The sequence below is a fragment of the Pseudomonas congelans genome (assembly GCF_900103225.1).
GTDB classification, from domain to species: domain Bacteria; phylum Pseudomonadota; class Gammaproteobacteria; order Pseudomonadales; family Pseudomonadaceae; genus Aquipseudomonas; species Aquipseudomonas congelans.
Window position 1 is genome coordinate 85,949 of record NZ_FNJH01000010.1, and the last position, 18,516, is coordinate 104,464.

General features: G+C 55.0%; 18 protein-coding genes and 3 pseudogenes. 10 read left to right on the plus strand and 11 right to left on the minus strand.

All coding sequences use genetic code 11. The features are described from left to right. Positions 1 to 28 precede the first annotated feature (28 nt). The 6 genes from BLR20_RS23965 to BLR20_RS23990 all read left to right on the plus strand — a co-directional run bounded on the left by BLR20_RS23965 (position 29) and on the right by BLR20_RS23990 (position 5,037). Entirely contained in the window at positions 29 to 268 is a 240-nt protein-coding gene (locus BLR20_RS23965) for a hypothetical protein (RefSeq protein WP_004407174.1), read from the plus strand. Beyond that, a complete protein-coding gene (locus BLR20_RS23970) occupies positions 265 to 2,958 on the plus strand; it encodes a toprim domain-containing protein (RefSeq protein WP_054993743.1) in 2,694 nt (897 codons plus the stop codon). Before BLR20_RS23965 ends, BLR20_RS23970 begins: the two co-directional genes overlap by 4 nt. 24 nt (positions 2,959 to 2,982) lie before the next feature. Continuing rightward, entirely contained in the window at positions 2,983 to 3,285 is a 303-nt protein-coding gene (locus BLR20_RS23975) for a hypothetical protein (RefSeq protein ID WP_054993742.1), read from the plus strand. Between the two features lie 84 nt (positions 3,286 to 3,369). Further along, positions 3,370 to 3,603 (plus strand): hypothetical protein, encoded by a 234-nt coding sequence (locus tag BLR20_RS23980; RefSeq protein WP_054993741.1) that lies wholly within the window; start codon positions 3,370 to 3,372, stop codon positions 3,601 to 3,603. Between the two features lie 76 nt (positions 3,604 to 3,679). Next, entirely contained in the window at positions 3,680 to 3,892 is a 213-nt protein-coding gene (locus BLR20_RS23985; protein WP_004415321.1) for a hypothetical protein, read from the plus strand. Further along, positions 3,889 to 5,037, plus strand: a complete 1,149-nt coding sequence (locus BLR20_RS23990) for a site-specific integrase (RefSeq protein WP_054993740.1) — start codon at positions 3,889 to 3,891, stop codon at positions 5,035 to 5,037. The genes BLR20_RS23985 and BLR20_RS23990 overlap by 4 nt, the downstream gene beginning before the upstream one ends. Positions 5,038 to 5,322: 285 nt before the next feature. Here the strand turns inward: BLR20_RS23990 and BLR20_RS23995 are convergent, their stop codons facing one another. Further along, positions 5,323 to 7,458 carry an NACHT domain-containing protein gene (locus BLR20_RS23995; protein WP_054993739.1) on the minus strand — a complete coding sequence of 712 codons (2,136 nt, stop codon included), beginning with the start codon at positions 7,456 to 7,458 and terminating at the stop codon, positions 5,323 to 5,325. Between the two features lie 1,179 nt (positions 7,459 to 8,637). Between BLR20_RS23995 and BLR20_RS28190 the strand changes: the two are divergent. After that, positions 8,638 to 8,944 (plus strand): annotated as a pseudogene (locus tag BLR20_RS28190) (integrase arm-type DNA-binding domain-containing protein); the annotation flags it as partial. A 4-nt stretch (positions 8,945 to 8,948) separates the two neighbouring features. On the opposite strand, the pseudogene BLR20_RS24000 reads toward BLR20_RS28190, so the two are convergent. Both BLR20_RS24000 and BLR20_RS24005 read right to left on the minus strand, forming a co-directional pair. Next, positions 8,949 to 9,311 (minus strand): annotated as a pseudogene (locus tag BLR20_RS24000) (phosphoglycerate mutase family protein); the annotation flags it as partial. Between the two features lie 98 nt (positions 9,312 to 9,409). After that, complete coding sequence (locus tag BLR20_RS24005) at positions 9,410 to 9,751, minus strand: DUF5713 family protein (RefSeq protein WP_054993738.1); 342 nt, start codon at positions 9,749 to 9,751, stop codon at positions 9,410 to 9,412. Positions 9,752 to 9,938: 187 nt separating this feature from the next. Between BLR20_RS24005 and BLR20_RS24010 the strand changes: the two genes are divergently transcribed. Together BLR20_RS24010 and BLR20_RS24015 are read left to right on the plus strand one after the other, a co-directional pair. Continuing rightward, a complete protein-coding gene (locus BLR20_RS24010; RefSeq protein WP_054993737.1) occupies positions 9,939 to 10,361 on the plus strand; it encodes a DUF1493 family protein in 423 nt (140 codons plus the stop codon). Between the two features lie 306 nt (positions 10,362 to 10,667). Beyond that, a complete protein-coding gene (locus BLR20_RS24015) occupies positions 10,668 to 11,405 on the plus strand; it encodes a hypothetical protein (RefSeq protein ID WP_074595064.1) in 738 nt (245 codons plus the stop codon). A gap of 10 nt (positions 11,406 to 11,415) precedes the next feature. Here BLR20_RS24015 and BLR20_RS28195 read toward each other — a convergent pair. The 5 genes and pseudogenes from BLR20_RS28195 to BLR20_RS24040 form a co-directional block, all read right to left on the minus strand. Then, positions 11,416 to 11,556: pseudogene (locus BLR20_RS28195) on the minus strand (GNAT family N-acetyltransferase); the annotation flags it as partial. A gap of 66 nt (positions 11,557 to 11,622) precedes the next feature. After that, positions 11,623 to 11,913, minus strand: coding sequence for a type II toxin-antitoxin system RelE family toxin (locus BLR20_RS24025; RefSeq protein WP_010434526.1), 291 nt, complete (start codon positions 11,911 to 11,913; stop codon positions 11,623 to 11,625). After that, positions 11,903 to 12,142 carry a type II toxin-antitoxin system RelB/DinJ family antitoxin gene (locus BLR20_RS24030; protein ID WP_002551444.1) on the minus strand — a complete coding sequence of 80 codons (240 nt, stop codon included), beginning with the start codon at positions 12,140 to 12,142 and terminating at the stop codon, positions 11,903 to 11,905. The genes BLR20_RS24025 and BLR20_RS24030 overlap by 11 nt, the downstream gene beginning before the upstream one ends. Positions 12,143 to 12,298: 156 nt before the next feature. Next, the gene (locus tag BLR20_RS24035; protein ID WP_032613122.1) at positions 12,299 to 12,772 is read right to left on the minus strand and encodes a GNAT family N-acetyltransferase; all 474 of its coding nucleotides are present in this window, start codon (positions 12,770 to 12,772) and stop codon (positions 12,299 to 12,301) included. 102 nt (positions 12,773 to 12,874) lie between these two features. Then, entirely contained in the window at positions 12,875 to 13,423 is a 549-nt protein-coding gene (locus tag BLR20_RS24040; protein ID WP_054993172.1) for a GNAT family N-acetyltransferase, read from the minus strand. Positions 13,424 to 13,583: 160 nt separating this feature from the next. Between BLR20_RS24040 and BLR20_RS24045 the strand changes: the two genes are divergently transcribed. Further along, positions 13,584 to 14,078, plus strand: coding sequence for a hypothetical protein (locus BLR20_RS24045; RefSeq protein ID WP_054993173.1), 495 nt, complete (start codon positions 13,584 to 13,586; stop codon positions 14,076 to 14,078). A gap of 81 nt (positions 14,079 to 14,159) precedes the next feature. Here the strand turns inward: BLR20_RS24045 and BLR20_RS24050 are convergent, their stop codons facing one another. From BLR20_RS24050 to aguB, 3 genes are all read right to left on the minus strand, one after another. Continuing rightward, positions 14,160 to 15,434 carry an OprD family porin gene (locus BLR20_RS24050; RefSeq protein WP_054993174.1) on the minus strand — a complete coding sequence of 425 codons (1,275 nt, stop codon included), beginning with the start codon at positions 15,432 to 15,434 and terminating at the stop codon, positions 14,160 to 14,162. A 648-nt stretch (positions 15,435 to 16,082) separates the two neighbouring features. Continuing rightward, positions 16,083 to 17,189: an agmatine deiminase gene (gene aguA / locus BLR20_RS24060; RefSeq protein WP_054993175.1), complete on the minus strand. Its 1,107-nt coding sequence runs from the start codon at positions 17,187 to 17,189 to the stop codon at positions 16,083 to 16,085. Positions 17,190 to 17,194: 5 nt separating this feature from the next. Further along, on the minus strand, positions 17,195 to 18,073 hold the full coding sequence (gene aguB / locus BLR20_RS24065; RefSeq protein ID WP_003372277.1) for an N-carbamoylputrescine amidase: 879 nt from the start codon (positions 18,071 to 18,073) through the stop codon (positions 17,195 to 17,197). Between the last annotated feature and the right edge of the window lie 443 nt (positions 18,074 to 18,516).

Sequence of the window (18,516 nt, forward strand, 5' to 3'; positions counted from 1 at the left end):
GAGCTGCGCCCAAATTCGAGGTTTAACGATGGCCAACGCCGTGATCGTCACCGCTCAACTGCCCCAGGCAGAGGCTCAAGCACTGCTTGAAGCACTGCGTGAACAGTACCGCCTGAGGCTCAATGAATACTGGTACGACGACCAATACCGCTTTGTAGCGGACGGCCAACGCCATGGCGCAATTCTCGCCCACGTCCCTGTTATGGCAGCGCAAAAACGCCTTATGGCAGCCCTGAGCCAAAGCCTCAAAGCAGTGAAGCATTCATGAGAGACGATCTACGCCACGACGTTCTGCAGCGCATTCAGTCCGACTACGGATTGAAGCTCCGCAAATCAACCAACTATATGCGCGGCGGCACCTGCCCCAAGTGCAACAAAAAGGAGCTTTACACCCGCTTTGACAGCCCTTGGCAGTTGATTTGCGGCCGGCAGGAGAAGTGTGGTCACACGCTGCACGTCAAAGAGATTTACGACGACCTTTTTGAGGATTGGAGCAAGCGCGCGCCCACGACCGATAATGCCCCTACCGCAACGGCTCGCGCCTACATGGAGTTTGCACGTAGCTTCGACATGTCGTTGATCACCGGCTGGTTCACTCAGGACACTTTCTTTTCGTCCCAACATGACGCTGGCAGCGCCACAGTGCGGTTCGCACTCGATAAAGGTGGCTACTGGGAGCGGTTGATTGACCGCCCAGCCCGGTTCGGGAAGATGAAGGCGCGCTTCAAACCAGGCGAAAGCTACAAAGGCGTGTGGTGGTGCCCCCCATGTGTCGAGCTGCTGGACGTTAAAGAGCTTTGGATTGTCGAGGGGATCTTTGATGCCATCGCGCTGGTGCATCACGGCGTGGCAGCAGTATCCGCTATGTCGTCCAATGCATTTCCTGACGAGTCATTGAAGCGCCTCGCCAAAGACCGTGAAGGCAAATTACCGAAGCTAGTGTGGGCATTGGACAACGAGCCAGGCGCACACGCGTACACCAAGCGCTGGGTTCGTCAGGCGCGAGAACTGGGCTTTGTCTGCGAGGCGGCCCAGATCCCCCAGCGTGACGGTCGCAAGGTCGACTGGAACGATCTGCATCAGCGTTGGTGGGCCATAGAAGAGGATGACAAACGGACCGAGCAGACCCAGAAGGACCTGACTGTTGCCAGGCACCACGGTGCCCTTTTGATCGCCGATAACGCAACGGAAAAGGCGTTGGTGCTTTTCGACTGGAAACGCCGTAGTGAATTCCACCTTGAGTTCGGTAACCGCCTCTACTGGTTCAAGCTCGATCTGGAGAAATTCAACCGGGCCATGCAAGACCTCGAGGACAGCGAGCATCAGGACGATCAGTTACTGAACGACAAGCAGCGCCGGGCCAAGGCCATGCAGCAGTGCGGCGCGATTCAGCGGATTGCCACCTGCAACCCCAAGGCGCTGTACTACCAGGAGAACAAGCTAACCGACGAGTCCTGGTACTACTTCCGGATCACGTTTGCCCACGACGCCGCGCCGATCAAGAACACCTTTACCAGCTCGCAGATCGCCTCGTCCGCCGAGTTTAAGAAACGACTGCTCGGGATCGCACCCGGTGGGATGTTCACCGGCACCACGCAGCAACTGGACGCGTTCATTGAGGAGCAGACAAACGCGCTCAAGACCGTGCAGACAATCGACTTCACCGGCTACACCCGCGAACACGGTGCCTACGTTTACGGCGACGTGGCCGTGCGCGACGGCAAGGTTTACAAACTGAACGAGGAAGACTTTTTCGACATGGAGAAACTGAGCATTAAAACGCTCAGTCAGTCCGTCACGCTGAACATCAACACCGATCTAAACAAGTTCACAACGCGCTGGCTCGACATTCTGTGGCAGTGCTTTGGGGCCAAAGGAATCGTCGTTCTGGCGTACTGGCTGGGAGCATTGTTCGCGGAGCAGATCCGGCAACATCAGAAGAGCTACCTGTTTCTTGAGGTGGTCGGTGAAGCCGGTGCGGGTAAGTCCACGCTGATCGAGTTTCTATGGAAGCTGCTCGGTCGCCTCGACTACGAAGGCTTTGACCCATCCAAGGGCACACCGGTCGCCCGCGCTCGTAACTTCGCCCAGGTCGGCAACCTCCCGGTCGTGCTGATCGAATCCGAACGGGAAAAGACCGATGGCAGCGCGACTAAGCAGTACGACTGGGACGAGCTGAAAACCGCTTACAACGGCCGTAGCGTCCGGTCGACCGGGGTCAAGAACAACGGCAACGACACGCGGGAACCGCCGTTCCGCGGTGCTTTTGTGTTCGCCCAAAACCATGCTGTGAACGCCTCGGAGCCCATCCTGCAGCGGATAGCCCACGTCGGCATGACAAAGGACGGCCAGACAGCCAAAACCAAACTGCTGGTGGAAGAGCTCGAGCAGATGCCAGTCGACAAGGTGAGTGGCTTTCTGTTGATGGCAACAACCCGGGAAGCGCAAGTGATGCAGACCGTGAAAGCGAGTGTGCCGCTCTATGAACAGCGGCTGCTGCAGTTGCCCGAGATCCGCACGGTGCGTATTGCCAAGAACCACGCCCAGTTGCATGCGCTGGTCGACGCCCTGGTACATGTCGTGCCACTGCAGCAACACCAGGTTGACGCAGCCCATGCCGAGGTTCAAAGCATGGCCAAAGAGCGACAACTGGCAATCAACGCTGATCACCCGATGGTCGTTGAGTTCTGGGAGCTTTACGAGTACCTGAACAGCCACGCTGGTGCGTTGAACCACTCTCGTAATGAGGGGCTGATTGCGGTGAACCTGAACGACTTTGCCGAAGCTGCGGCGAACAAGCGGCAGAAGGTCCCGGATCTGGCCGAACTCAAACGTCACCTAAAAACCAGCAAGTGCCCGAAGTTCATCGAGACAAACCGCAACGTGTGTTCGTCCTGGGATATCGACGCCGCCGATAAGCCGAAAACCGTGCGGTGCTGGATTTTTCAAGCCGCTTGATCACTACCGCGAGGAGAAACACATATGCACATTCAAGTCATCACGGGCGAAGGTTGGCAAGGTGCTACGAAGCAGCTCAAGCATTTGAAAGAACTGCACGACTGGATCGGCGAAGCAAACCAACTGGTACATGCCGAGGCATACAGCGCTGATGGCCTGGTAGAGATTCTGGAAGTTCGGAGCACCACAAAGCAGGAGCTTTTAGTACTGGAATGCAGCCGGGATCAGATCCAGGCGGTGCTGGAATGGCAATCAGAGACGGAAGATCTGGTCGATCTGGAAGACTTGGTGATTCACCTGGTGCGCAGGGCAGGACTGCAGCCATAAGAAACTGACGGCAACGATGTCAGCAAAAGAACGGTACTGAGGAGTTGCAGCTCCCCAGTACCAACCACTACTAGGAGTACGGTGATGAAGACGGAACACCCAAGCAGCAGCGATCCAAAGGCTAGCACACCATCCCAAAACCTGCTGACTATCGCCCTGATCGGCGCAGCATTGATCAGTTACCAGGTGCACAAGACTCCGCACGCTCGCGGGCGACTTGAAAGCCTGGCCACACAGGCCACTACCCAAGGTGATCTGAGCGCCAACGACATGCGCGTTCTGGCCAGCATTCTCGCCATCCCCTCCCCCAGTAATTGAGCCTTCAGGTTCTGGCTTTGAGCATCAGGGCGGGACGTTACACTGCCCTGATTGCTGCTTGAGATAGAGAGCAATCATGAACTCCCAAACAAGCAATGTTCTCACTTTTGAGGACCTGCAGCGCATCACCGGCTACCAACGCCGCTCCGACGTCGAACGCTCGCTGATCACTCAGGGGATCCGCATGTTCCGGGGGCGCACTGGTCCGTGGACGACGCTGGATCTCATCCACCACGCTGCGGGCATAGAGTCTGTAACTTCAGAGAGTTATGACACCGATATCCTATGAGGAAAGCGCGTAAGCGGAAGCATAATCCGCACATCCCCCCACACATTGACCAGGCCGCTCTTCCAGCGGCCATCTATTTTGATCATCGCAACGCCGGCGTCTGGTACACGCTGCATTACGACGAGACCGGCAAACAGCGCCGGCGCAATGTGGCACCGGCTGACGTGAGCCTGGCCGAGTTGCACCAGATAATGGAGCAAACCTCGGGCGTCGATAAAGGCACATTGCGTTACGTCTGCGCGCAGTTTCATCTGAGCGATCGTTACAAGCGACTCAGCCTCAAGACTCACAGCGACTACTGCTATTCGCGAGACGTCTTGCTCGGCATACCGACCCGGCTGGGCAAACCGTTGGGGGATCTGCTGGTGAAGAAATTCACCGCAGCATTGATCCAGCGGATTGTTGATCGCCTGGCCGACGAAGGCACGCCGTCCAAAGCGGCGCATGTCCTGCGATACCTGCGCCGGGTGCTGCAGTGGGGTCGCAACCGGGGCTACCTCGACAACAATCCCGCGCAGGGAATTGAAGCGCCTGTGGAGCGCAAGCGCCGGCGTTTGCCGGAACACCTGGTCATGGAAGCGCTGGTCGACCGTGCACTGGCGTTCGGGCGCTTGGCCAGGAACGAGAAAGGCGGCTGTCCGGAGTACCTGAGCTACGTGATGGAGATCGGTTACCTCTGTCGCTTGCGGGGCATTGAGACTATCACCCTGACCGATGCCCATGAACTGGACGAAGGGATTATGACCAACCGGCGCAAGGGCAGCCGGGACAATATTGTCCGCTGGACGCCACGCCTGCGGGCCGCCTGGGAGGGAGCGAAGGCCTACCGGGCAAAGGTGTGGGCCAGCAAATCAACGGTCCTTCCGATTCGTCCCGATCGACGCTATATCATCGTGGCAAGCCATGGTGGTGCTTTACGTAAATCCAGTCTGGATACGGCCTGGCAACGATTCATCACCTCGGCCATTGAGGACGGCACCATAACGGTCGAGCAGCGGTTTGGCCTGCATGACCTTAAGCGGCGTGGTATCACCGACACGGCGGGCAATAGGGCGGATAAACAGGAGGCCAGCGGTCATCGGGACGGAGCAATGATGGATGTCTACGATCTCAGCGTCCCGCTGGTCAACGCTTCTCAGACGTAGCGGGGAACTGACGAAGCTTAAGACTTTAATTCAAGACCTTGCTTGGTGGTGGCCATGCCCTTTGGCGTCCAGAAGAGGCAAAAAAAAGCCCGCCGGAGCGGGCTTTTCTGTGGGGGTCGATTGAACATAGGGCGCGTTACGGGTACTTCGGAACAGAGCCCGACGAGCGGGGGGAAACTTCGACACACAGCGCTCTAGGTGGAGGTAAGGAAACGGCCAATAGCTGCCTTCAGTGACCTGACAGTTATTGGCCAAAAAGCATGCACTGATATTAAAAAAGTGCAACTACATGGTCTCGCGAATTAGCTGCTCGATAATACCCAATGTTTCCGGGGAGTCATAATCGATTAGCTCGATAGGGCGCTTAATTCTCATGAGCGCGGCCGGCCTGCCGTGCATCGGCTTACCCTTCTTCACTTCCATTCGGCCATGAGCAAGTAGAACGCTTTTCACTTGAGGCCAATGCTCATCGCGGAGCATAAAAGATCCTTCGTCATCGTCTCCATCGCGGAGATAGCAGTATCTGACTGATCTACGAGCAACCTTTTCCAACAGACACACTGCAGGGTGCTCTCTAAGTTTTCCTTTATCCGCATCAGCAAAGTGATTGCGAATGAACGTGTCAATTTCGGCCGGATCTCTTTCGATCCGAGGCGCTTCACCTCGAATTTCTAAGGCATCGATACTCGGTACGCTATTACCGAACAGTGTAAACTCATTAGCTACAAAGGTTCCAATTTTTACTTTATCAAAATTAACTTTTGAAACATCACTTCCGCAGACATCCAATCGACTTACTGTGACATCCTGAAGTGTTCCGACTGGAGATCCGCCGGCAAAAGTTGCATCATTTACTACAAGATAATCTATTCGCTCAGTTAGCCCCATGGCGAAACCTAGAAGTACCATCGCTCCACCATTAGACGCGAGACCATCGTTAGATGAGTCTCCGTTGATTGTAGCGTATAGATAATCCATGGCTTTTTTTGCAGTTTGCTCTGCTTGCGTGAAAACTTCGGCAAACACTTCAAGATGCTCAGCGCTCAAGATCGTTCTACGCAGAACGCTAGGTATGGTTTTCCTAGCTAGCTGTGCTAACAAGGCGTTTCCTAGAAAGTAATATTGCACCTCAGCATGAGGAAACTTCCTTTTATCCTTGATATCGGAAGTCTCAAGAAGGGAAATACTGCCAGCTTTGTGCGTAAGTTTTCGACGAGAATTGTCATCCAGCAGCTCGCTGAAGCAGTAGTCTGTCAAGAAGGCTAAGTGATCTATTTCAATCAGACTGTTTTCTCGAGAGGCCATTTCCAACGACACCTCCTCGAAAAGAGTATTCAAGCTCGATGCAACATCCTCACCATTTAAAGTACCAAAAGTCTTTGAAAGCATTTTGGATTCACGATCAATGAGGTTATTTACCAAGAATGAACGGAAGCCCTCAGAGTTCACATTTGACCACCCACCGGCATCTCTTAGAACACTGAGGAAAAATGGACGCAAGGCATAGCTATTATTGGAAAATATATCCGCTGTAATCTCTCGACTTAAATCGGTAGGCTTCCACTTAGAACTGGATAAATATTGTATCGCGGTTTCAATTGTGGCAAGTTTTATATGTGCAAGCTTTAAATCAATCGCCTCTTCATTTTCAGTGCTAATTCGAGATATCAGCTCTTGCTCGTCGAGAAAAGTGTCTCGAGCAGCTAGTATCACCTTGCCTGAATTACCGACATCCTCAATGAAATCTTTTAATGCTCGCCATGAGTCCTCATATCCATCAGCATCAACGAGCTCGTCGAAACCATCGATTGCCGCGATCAATAAGCCGTGCCTAACGAGCATAGGGACATGCGCACCAGTGAAAGATGCCCCCATCTCTTGAGTGGTAGCTGCAAGAACGTCCTTAAAGTTAGACAAACGACGCCCGCTGCTCGATATGATTAGTACTGGGGGGCTAATATTGTCTGAGAGAAATTTTTTACACTGGGCTTTAGCCAACTCGGTAATTTGAAATGTTTTGCCAACTCCAGCTGGGCCGTCGAGCAAAACCAGCGTCACTTTACCTTCTGTTATCTTTATGTTTTCATCAAGATCTTTGGCAAGTATGTCATTACCACTATAGCTTATCTCTGATTCAATAAGAGGCTTTTCCTTTGTTTGGGAAAAGAATCTTTTTTGAGTTTCCGCAAATCTCTTTATATCCGAAAACTCAACTGACGCAATAAGTGTTTTAACATCTTTGTATTCGGCTTTTTTATGTTTAGCCGAAATTCTACCCGTTTCCACATCGATATCGAACGTTAGCTCTCTGCCGTTCCGAATCAATATTATTCGTTTTTTTCCTGCTACAGGTTTTTGAGCAATCTCAGTAAACGGGTCGCAGAACAATTTAATGTCTTCGATTGTTTGTGCTATATTCATTTCAAATCCTATGAATTATTCCATCTGTACTTAAATGTCTATTGTCGTGTTCGCGAGTGATCCGAAACACGTAAGTCGGCAATCCCCAAGCTTCGGCAACAAATACGCCTGGTAAAAGATCGTCATCATCACCTACAACTATAGCCAGCGTAGTAGGTCTTTCATTTCTCCTGAAGCTGCTGCTTTCAGAGCGACAAAAACTTAAAAGATCGGAGACAAGAGCAGTATCTACCATTTTTTGGCTCGACGCCCCGGGATTGCTACGATCTGCTCGTAAAGTATCATAAATAGGACTTCGACCACCCCTGCATATGAGTTCATTCCCAAACTCTATATCTGGCAAGTAAGAAATTCTATTTCTTGAAACCGCTTTTAACTGAGATCTAAGTTGATCCCACACAACTTTATCGGCGGAGGGAGTCGTGCCACTATGCCAGCCATGATAGATTCTAGTCTTCAGTATCTTTATCGGTGACTTGGGCTCGATTTCCGCCAGCTTGCTTATTATTCTCTCCTGCAGCTCGGCGTATGCTTGCCTAGTGCAAGAAAGTCGTGCCGCCAATGGCATGTCTTTTTTGGGTCTTATCGTAGCTACCCGAGAGGCTGAGTCCCAATCAATAAATAAATTCGCTGTTATCACTCGTCTAATCCTTGAAGTAGTGAGAGTTCCAGAGTGAAGACAGATCGCAGCCTTCGCATTTCTGCATTAGAAATGTATGGCCAGACGCTATCAAATCCGTAAGCAACAGTCTATGGAAACCCCCTATCAAGTCAGGAGAAATCCCGACCGTCTTGATCGGCCTTTCTAGCCGAAAGCTGCGTCAGGAATAAACCTAGCTACGTCGCCCCCCAATCGGCGCACGTAATAACAACGCTGGAACTCACACAGGCCGTGGCTTCAAGGGCATTGGCACGTAATAAGAAAAGCTGTAACCCTTTGATATACAAAAAAAAAGCATCTTCCTTGTAATCGGTAGGTCCCGGGGTCGACTCCTGGTGCCGCACCATACAAGGTTTCAAAGGCGGCTTTCACAGCCTTTGAAATCTCCAAAAACCCGCCTTTTGGTGATTTTTTTCGTTTTGTCGCTCCATCCGTTTCCGTCAGGAACTGGTAGATTCCAACCGACGCAAGGGCAAAGTTTGGTGTAAGGGTCATTTTAATAAAAGGGGAGTACCCTAATGTCGCGCATCATTGCTCTACTCTCTTATTCGACTTGCAGCTCAGCCAAGCCCACCGACCGCGCCCACAAGCCTTTCGACGGCGACGACCTCTACCTTCTAGTCCAAGCAGTGGTCGCTAAGGCTGACGTGTCAGGTATGTCAAACCTGATGAACACGAAGGACTGACTTTGTTCGGCTGCTACTCCGTCATCTGCCTTTCCGATGCGCGCCATAAGCGCGTGAAAGTAAGCGAATGCTGGCGGATGAAGTTGATCCTATAGAGCCCAAGCACCGAGCCAAGGCCGAAATCGTAATCAAAGGCAGACATGTGATTCGGCGCCTGCTTCATCCGTAAACGCCGGGTCTGACCTGGCCCAATAAGCTTCAACCCAATCCCGCCGCTGAGCAACGGTCGTGTTGGCACATCGCGCGGGTTCGAGATAGGTAAACTCTTGGATGGGCCAGGTTTCAAGCGAGGTGGCAGGGAAAGCAGCTGCGGTCGCCATGGCGGTTGCCTGCGCTCTGGAAAACGGCAAGGCGACAATCAAATCCGGCGCATGTGTGAATGATCGGGCCACTAGCTGTGCTTGTTCTACTCCCTTCAACGTGAGAGGAATAGTCGCGTGATCCACACTGGCTTCGCCTGCGTTGGCGGCGCTTTCTCCGTGACGAATTAGTCTGACCTGCTTCATTAATCAGAGACTCGCGTAAGGGGTAGAGGCTGGCCCATTCAAGCGTACGCCCCCTTCTGGCAAAACCCGTCAGCATCAGGGGGCATATAGCCGGTTGATTACCAGTCGCGCGGCGCAATCAGATCCTCAATGTCCGCGTCGGTGAAGCCATAAGCGTCTGCTATCCGTACGAAATCCTCGGCAATGGTTTCGCGGGCGACGGTTTCGATCTCACTGCCGTTCTCTTCGAACACCTCCTCCAGCTCGTTGATTTGCTCTGTCGCTTTGTGAGTCAGGGCATACAGCGCGTCCAGGTCAGAAGGCTTTTGCTGCTCGATTTCGTGACACAGGTTGACCAGCACGTCTTCGCACATTTTTACAACGGCATCAGGGAAATACTCGTCCTGATACATGCCTTTCAGGAAGGTGTATTTGGCCATGGTTTCATTGGTCAACTGCATGGGTATCCCTCGTCGATGTACAGTGGGCGCTCAGTGACTCCAATTGAGGTGACAATCGGATGCATTACAAGATTATTGCCCATTCTGCAGGCTGGGCGTATACGGCGGCGGAGCCAAGGCTGATAGCCTGCAAGACAGTTGTAACTGATGACTCCATTGTGAGCACCGACGATCAGGTTTTCTAGCCATGAACAAACCCCTTGATTACAAATTAATGGATAGCATCGTCGTCTGCATCAACGATACCGCGGGCTTTGGAAGAAAGGCGTTTGAAAGCTTCAGCTTGGCGACCGATGTCGCAAGAGCCATGGGCGTTGATGGTGACGATGCAAATGATCTGATGGTCGAGTTTTTCGAAAGGTTCTCTATCGATCTTAACGATTACGACCCTTACCGGTACTTTTTGGAAGAAGGTTTCAACTTCTTTTCCTTCAGGCGCGCCAAAGACAGACGCGGAAACATTCCGTTGAGGGTGGGCATGTTGTATTCAGCCTTGAAAGCGAGACGTTGGGATACACAAGCATTTGAACAAGCCACATTCAGCGCTGCTCCCCTGTATGAGCGCACAGAAGATATTCCGATTAGTGGCTACAAGATAAAGAGCCGTTGATCTTGCCTGTGTGATCCGCTTGGTATGCATGTCATACCCCAAGCGCCTTACGAAAAGTGAATGAGCTCGGTGATGACGTCAGGTCGCAGCAATCCACGTAATTCAAACCCCCTTTCAGCGTGACGGAGGTTTCCTTTAAGCATGGCCTTGAGCAGCCCACGACGTGCCAAGTTCTATAGGGAAACAAAAACTCCCGAGGCAAAGCCAACAGAAACAACCTGAAAACCTTCGCGCCCCCAACCCCCTCAAGCTCCCCCCCACCCCGTCGATACCCTCCATACAACCCCGCAATCATGGATCGATGAAATGGTTATCTCACTAACCCCCGGCAACAACACGTCTCCCACCATCACCCTGCCCAATTCCGGTATCACGCTCACTCCAACGCCGCTCACCGATGCGCAGAAAGAAGCGTTGAAGAACGCTGCTGCCAGTACGCCCGCTGTCGTCTATCACCCGAGCACCGAAGTGCCTGCGACCACTGAGCCTATGGAAGCAGTGGATACCTGGATAGGTCGCTCGCAGTCGCCTGATTTCCCAAAGATGGCGGCGCAGCACAGTAACTCGACGGAGGCGCTGAAGACGTCGTATGAAGCGTTCAAGTCGACGCTGGCGTCGGTGTATCCGGACCTGGCGAGCAAGAAGTTCGGCTTCACAATCGAGGCGGACGGCAATCTGAAGGCGATCAACAGTTCCGGCGAGTTGAGCGAGGCGGATACCAAGCAACTCAATACATTGTTGAATGCGTCCAGTGGGCTCAAAACCGCGGCGGCCACCTATCGAGAGACGGCCATTGATCTGGTCGACGCCGATTCGCCCTGGAGCGGCAGTTATCTGGGTCGCTACAACCTGAACAAGGAGAACTTCGCCAATTCTCTGGACCTGGGCGCGCTGTTCATTCCTAAGACGTCGACGCCTTCGAAAGAGCAGGCCGACGGTATGTTCTTCAATCAGTTGGCCTACAAAGGTGAGCTGCACACCCAGGAATCGGAGGCGGCCATGCTCGCTGCGCGTGCGGCGGAGAAAGCTGCCTCGGCAGGTTGATCCCGGCTCGTCAGCAAATCGGCAGACGTTGCGGGCGGAGGTAGTAGTTGTCGAACTCGCCGCTCTCAACGAGCTGAAACCCGTGACGGAGGTAGAAGCGGTTGGAGTCGCTTTCTTTCAGGGCGCCCAACCGTAATGTCGATGGTTTGGCACCAGAGCTGGTGGCGGGCTAGGCAACTTATGTTTTTCATTCAGTACGCAGTAGCCCGGTCCTCATTTACCCGCCCAACCGATCAGCAGCCTTACGGTAAACCTCCTCTCGCTCACGCTTGTCCACAGCAACCACGAAGACCACAACCTCTTGGTCAATAACCTGATAAACCAGCCGATAGCCGCTACTGCGCAGTTTGATTTTGTAGCAGTCAGGCAATGCATGCAGACGATTGGCTTCAACACGCGGAGCAACCAGAATCGTAGCCAGCTTTTTCTTGAGCTGCTGACGCACGGTATCCCCTAATTTGTGCCATTCCTTTAGAGCCCGCGCATCGAATTCGAGGTTATAGGTCATCCAGTGAAACCTTGACCCGCTGCGGAGCTGCAAGGCGCTCGCGCACAGTTGCCAACAGCGCTTCGTCTTCCTCTGTCATCAGAACCGTCTTGAAGGGCAGCTGGCCACGCTCAGCTACATACTGCAGGGTTTGGCGCAGCAACTCCGAGGGGGTGACGCCAAGCTTTTCCAGCTCGAGGTAAGCACGCGCTTTGAGATCGTCGTCGATACGAACGTTGATAGACGCCATGGGGCATCCTCCAGTGTAATGACAATTGTATTTACACTGAGGCAAAGTGGCTATTTTTGCAAGCAGCTGTACAGATCATTTGGGTCCCCACGCTCTCGCTGGTCAGCTCGAGCTGCGCGTACAGCCGTGACAACTGCGGATTAGTATCCCAACCCCTCAGCAAATCGGCAGACGTTGCGGGCGGAGGTAGTAGTTGTCGAACTCGCCGCTCTCAACGAGCTGAAACCCGTGGCGGACGTAGAAGCGGTTGGAGTCGCTTTCTTTCAGGGCGCCCACTCGTACTGTGGATGCGGTTTCGTCCGCTTGTGCGAACACTTGCCGAAGCACGGCAGCACCAATGCCCTGCCCTTGAACGGCGGGCTTGATGTACAGGTGATCCAGCAACAGGCCATCGCTGGTGGGTTTGACGACCACGAAGCCGACCTTGCTGCCGGCGACCTGGATGTAGTGTGTGCATGACGCAGAAAACCCTTCACGAAAACGCTCTCGGGCGCGCACCGGATCGAAGCGGCCAACACGCTCGAGGCTTTCGCGCATGGCTTCGATACGTATGGCCACCAAGGTTTCGAAGTCTTCGGGCTGGACCGTTACCAGGGTGATGTCGGGCTCGGTCTTGCGGGTCAACGGCATTCGGGTCGCTCCCTGTTTGTCGAGCAATATCACTTGGGCTGGTGGTTTGAGCAACAGATTACTGCCCGGTCGGCCTCTGCGTCAGACATTCGCAGGGCCTGACTACAGCGGCCGCGCCAACCACTCCTCCCGCGTCATCTCCCAAACTTCCACCTCGAACCGTCCGCCGACAAACTCCCCTTCCTGCGTGCTCACTTTGCGCATGCCTTCGCTGATCGAGATGCGCCGCGAGGCTTCATTGGGGGTGGCTTTGGGCACTTGCATCAGGGGCATGCCCATCACGTCGAACCACTGTCGATTGATCACACGGCAGGCCTCTTTCATGTAGCCGTGGCCTTGCCAGTCCGGGTGCAACCAGAAGCCGCGGTTGTTACCGGGATGGGTCATCAGGGTGATGCTGCCGATGATCTCGTGGGGCGCGCTCTGCAGGCGGATCATCCAGTGCCACTCGCTGCCGTTTGCGATGGCGGGCAGTGCGACGTCCTGAATGTAGCGCAGCGCGCCGTCCTGTGGATAAGGCCAGGGGACGCGGTTGTTCAGGTACTTCACGATGTCCCATAGCGGGAAGCGCTGCTGAACAGCAGGCGCATCCTCGAGCTGCAGTGGCGTCAGCAGCAGGCGGTCGGTGTGCAGCGTGGGTGTGATGGTCATGACGATTTACCTGTTCGTCGAAAGGTGCGCACTGGATGAACGGTCCCGTATGCCGGGGATTTAAGTCGAACTGCTGGCTACAGGTGGGGGTCTATCCAGCATCTTTTATACATCGGTAACACCAGTGCCCAGAATCATTACGGATGAAACACCCGCGAAAGTGGTGGATGAGCAGCAGATCAAATTGTTTGGCTCGCCCAAGGAACGGCTGGATTTTTATCGACGCGAAATTCATTACGAAACCACTAACCTCTCCAACCGCACCAACGCCTATCTGTCGGCGCAGTCATTTCTGGTAATCGCCTACGCGTCGTCGATGGCCAACATGAACACGGCCTGGGGCGCGATGTTCACGCTGGTAGTGCCGCCGATGCTGGCACTGCTGGGGCTGCTCAGTACGCTGTTCGCCTGGCCGGGTATTCGGGCGGCGTGCGACATCATCCAGCACTGGCACCACAAACAGGCGCAACTGCTGCTCAGCGAGCCGGTCATCGGGCTGACCTATGACGACTCGCCGTTGTTCAGCGATTGGGAGTCCAGCGAAACGGGGCCTAAAAAGTCCTTGCTGTTCTCCAAGCGCAGTCCTTGGCTGTTCAGCTTTTTCTGGGTATTCCTCGGCGGCTTCGCAGTGTTTGTTCAGTTGATTGCGGATTGAGTCAGGAAATGCGTGCCGACGCTGGAGCATGGGCACGATAGGGATACAGGCGACGGTCTTTGTCAGGCCGCCGCCTACGGATCAGAAAACGTTGATCGGGTAGTCCACGAAGATGCGTGTCTCATTGCCTTCGCTGTTGTAGGCCTGGGCATCATCCGAGACCCGCAGGAACGAGTTACGCAGGCGGATCGAGAGGTCTTTGGCCGGGCCGCTCTGGACCACGTAGGTCAGCTGGCTGAAGATCTCGCGTTCAGTGCCGTCGCCGCTGCCTGTGGTGCCATCGTCGATGTTGTCGCCGCGTACGTAGGCAGCCTTGTAGCTCAGGCCGGGCAGGACCAGTCCGGACAGGTCGACGCCATAGGCCGCCTGCCACGAGCGTTCGTCCTTGCCGTTGAAGTCGGACCAGTAGGAATTGGCGAGGTAAATGGTGTTACCGCCATCGCCGAAACCGCCGTCGTTGCGATAGCCTCCGTAGGGGTAGCCCATGTCACCGGAGCTGCGCTGGTGCGCCAGGGTGAAGGAGTGGATGCCCACGGCCCAGGTCGCAGCCAGGCTCCAGATCTTGTTGTCACGCGCGTCGCTGGCAGCGAAGTCTTTATCCAGTCGGGTCTTGTAGCCGTTGAAGTCGAAGGTCAGCGACTGGTCTTGCGGCAGGGCAAAAACGTAGTTCAGGTTCAGGTACTGCTTCTTGAACACGTCTTCATTGTCGGAGGCATAGAAAGCGGCGCTGAACTCATCGGTGAATTTGTAGCTGGCACCGTAGACGTTGATGCTCTTCAGGTCACCACTGTCGCGACCTTCGGCGCTCTTGCGCGCTTCCTGGGTGAAACGCCCGGCGACCACTTCCAGCCCATCGATCTCTTTGGAGGTGATCAGGGTGCCGGTGTAGCTTTCCGGCAGCAGACGGGAGCTGTCGTAGTTCAGCACCGGCAATTGCGGCATCTGTTCGCCGTACTTGATGACAGTATTCGAGAAACGCGCTTTTACCGCAGCGCCTGCACGGGACAGATCATCGGCAGCCGCGCCGCTGTCGCCCTGCTTGAAGAAGTCGATGCCGCCGTTGCCACTACGACCCTTTCCGCCATCGAGGCGAATGCCGTACAGCGCAAAGGCGTCGACGCCCACGCCAACCGTGCCCTGAGTGAACCCGGACGCGAAGGTGCCCATGAAGGCCTGGCCCCATTCGGATTTGTCTTCACGGTCGTTCTTGTAGTCGCGATTGATGTAGGCGTTACGCAGGTTGACGTTCAGACTGCTGTCTTCAACGAAGCCCTTGGCATCGGCCTGCCCATGGGCCACGGCCTGACCGGCGCTGATGATGCCCAGAGCGAGCATGCCCATACGTGTGTTAAGCATCTTGTCTTCCTTGTTCTGCAAATGACATGCGCTGTGGCGGCGGACAATGGCCGTCCTGGCTTCCAGCCGTTGATCAGGCGGAGGAGAGCCGCACGAAATCATCGCAGTGGACTACGAAGCACGTACAGGGTGTGGAGCCACAGGCAGTGGGGCGCGAATCCTAGTTCGGGTGCCTGGGGGTGTCAAACGTGTAGATGGCCGGGGCCAGGCTTGGTGTATTACCTAATCTGTCAGCACGCGTGCCAACGCTTCGAATTCCGCATCGTTGAACAGGCCTGCCGGATAGCGCTTCAGCAGCATGGCACGTACATCCGGTCTGGCTTTCACGGGCCTGGTTGTCCTTAACCAATCCGCCACTCGCTGGCGTGCCTCGTTACTGAGAGAAGCAGAAAAACCACGAACTCGCTGCTGGTTCATACCTGCATTCATAACGAAAACCTCTTGATTCATGAGGGGCTAAATCTACTGATGCCATGTGACAGTCAAGCTAAGAAAACGGGGTTTCGCCAGTCCGATTTAGGGTCATTCGGATAAACGAACCTACTTTAGTTATAAGGTAACGCAAAAAAAAACCCATCAGATGATGGGTTTAATAACAGCAAAAACGGGACCAACTAGTTGCTGTCAGATGCAACTAGTCACTAAGCACTAGTGTTTGTGAGGCGCTGGCTGTTGCTGTGTCAGGCAGTGGATATTGCCCCCACCCAGCAGCAATTCACGGCCCGGTGCCATCACGACCTCATGCTCCGGAAACAGCTTTTGCAGGATCTCATGGGCCTTTCCGTCCATCGGATCGTCGAAACTCGGCGCAATGATGCCGCCGTTGACGATCAGAAAATTCACGTACGATCCGGCCAGACGCACCGAAGGATTGCGTTCCTGGCTGCCGTGCACCTGATCGACGCCTGCGCATTCTTCTTCTGTTGCGAACAATGGGCCTGGAATCGGCATTTTATGCACGATAAACGCACGACCCTTGGCATCCCGGGTGTTTTCCAAAATACTCAATGCTGCGTGGCAGCGTGAGTAGTTGGGGTCTTCGGGATCATCGGTCCAGGCCAGTAACACCTCGCCCGGACGGATGTAGCAGCAGAAGTTATCCACATGCCCGTCGGTTTCGTCGTTGAACAGGCCATCCGGCAACCAGATGACTTTATCCACAGCCAGGTAATCGCCGAGGATCGTTTCGATCTGTTCGCGGGTGAGGTGCGGGTTGCGGTTGCGATTGAGCAGGCACTCTTCGGTGGTGATCAGCGTGCCCTCGCCATCCACGTGGATCGAGCCGCCTTCGAGGACGAAGCCCTCGGTGACGTAACGTGGGCAGCGCTCGATTTCCAGCACTTTGCTGCCCAGTTGCGAATCGAGATTCCACGGCGCATACAAGCCGCCATCGAAGCCGCCCCAGGCGTTGAATTCCCAGTTCACGCCGCGCACTTCGCCACGGTCGTTGATGACGAACGTCGGCCCGCTGTCGCGCACCCAGGCGTCGTTGCTGCTCATTTCCACAACGCGGATGTTCGGCATGTCCAGGCGCGCCCGGGCGTTGTTGTATTGCGCAGCGGACACGGCCACCGTGACCGGCTCAAAGCGGGCGATGGCCTTGGCGATGGCAACGTGGGCAGCCTGGGCGGGCTTGCCACCCAGGCGCCAGTTGTCCGGGCGCTCGGGCCAGACCATCCAGACCTGGGTTTGCGGTGCCCATTCGGCCGGCATGTGGAAACCATCGGCGCGTGGCGTGCTATTGAGCGTGGTCATGGCGATCAGGACTCCAGCGAACCGTCGAGGGTCTTTACCGCGCCGTACAGGTTCGGGCGACGATCGCGGAACGTGCCCCAGGCACTGCGGATGTGCTCCAGCTCGTCCAGGTCGAAGCTGTGGACCAGTACGCCTTCTTCGGTTTCGTTGAGCTCGGCGACTTTTTCACCGAACTGGTTGGCGATGAACGACGAGCCGTAGAAGGTGATGTCGTAGCCGTCCTGCTCTTCGTTGCCGATGCGGTTGCTGGCGATCAGCGGCATCAGGTTCGCGCCGGCGTGACCTTGCTGCACGCGCTGCCAATGGTCACGCGAGCTGATGGTCTTGTCGTGCGGCTCGCTGCCGATGGCGGTCGGGTAGAACAGAATTTCCGCGCCCTGCAACGCCATGCTGCGCGCGCACTCCGGGAACCACTGATCCCAGCAGATACCGACGCCGATTTTCGCGTAACGGGTCTGCCAGACCTTGAAGCCGGTATCGCCCGGGTTGAAGTAGTACTTTTCGTGGTAGCCAGGGCCGTCCGGGATGTGGCTCTTGCGGTAGATGCCCAGGTTGCTGCCGTCTGCGTCGATGATCGCGATGCTGTTGAAACGCGCACGCCCTGCCAGCTCGAAGAAGCTGATCGGCAATACGACCTGCAGTTCTTTGGCGATTTTCTGGAAGTGCTTGATTGCGACGTTGGATTCGAGGGTCGTTGCCAACTGCAGATAGTCCGGGTTCGGCTTCTGGCAGAAGTACGGGGTTTCGAACAGCTCCTGAATCAAGATGATCTGGGCGCCCTTGGCGGCAGCTTCACGTACCAGCTTTTCAGCGGTCTCGATGTTGGCTTCCAGATCCCAGGAGCAGGCCATCTGGGTAGCAGCGACAGAAACGATACGGCTCATGAAAATATCTCCAGGGGCGGTTGCAAAGGACTTAACACCATAGCAGACGAGCGATGACGATTATGAACGCCTTTATAACGGATAGAAATCGGTATTAAAAGCGATAATTCTTGCTTTGAAGAATTTATTCGTAATTTTTACCGATATTAATCTGCTTATAGCTCGCAGCGGCCCCTTCGCGAACAGGCGAAGCGTCGTCCGGCCACGCCACCTATCGTGCCCACGCTCCGCGTGAGCATGCCGTTCTGGACGCCCTGCGTCCTATCCTGAATGTGTGGCGCGGCGCAAAATTGTGACGCGGAGCGTCACGAAAGGCATTCCCACGCTGGAGCGTGCGGAACGATAGGTCCGGCCGCGCACCGCCCTATCGTGCCCATGCTGGAGCGTGCGGAACGATAGTCGTCAGGCGCACCCCTATCGTGCCCATGCTGGAGTGTGCGGAA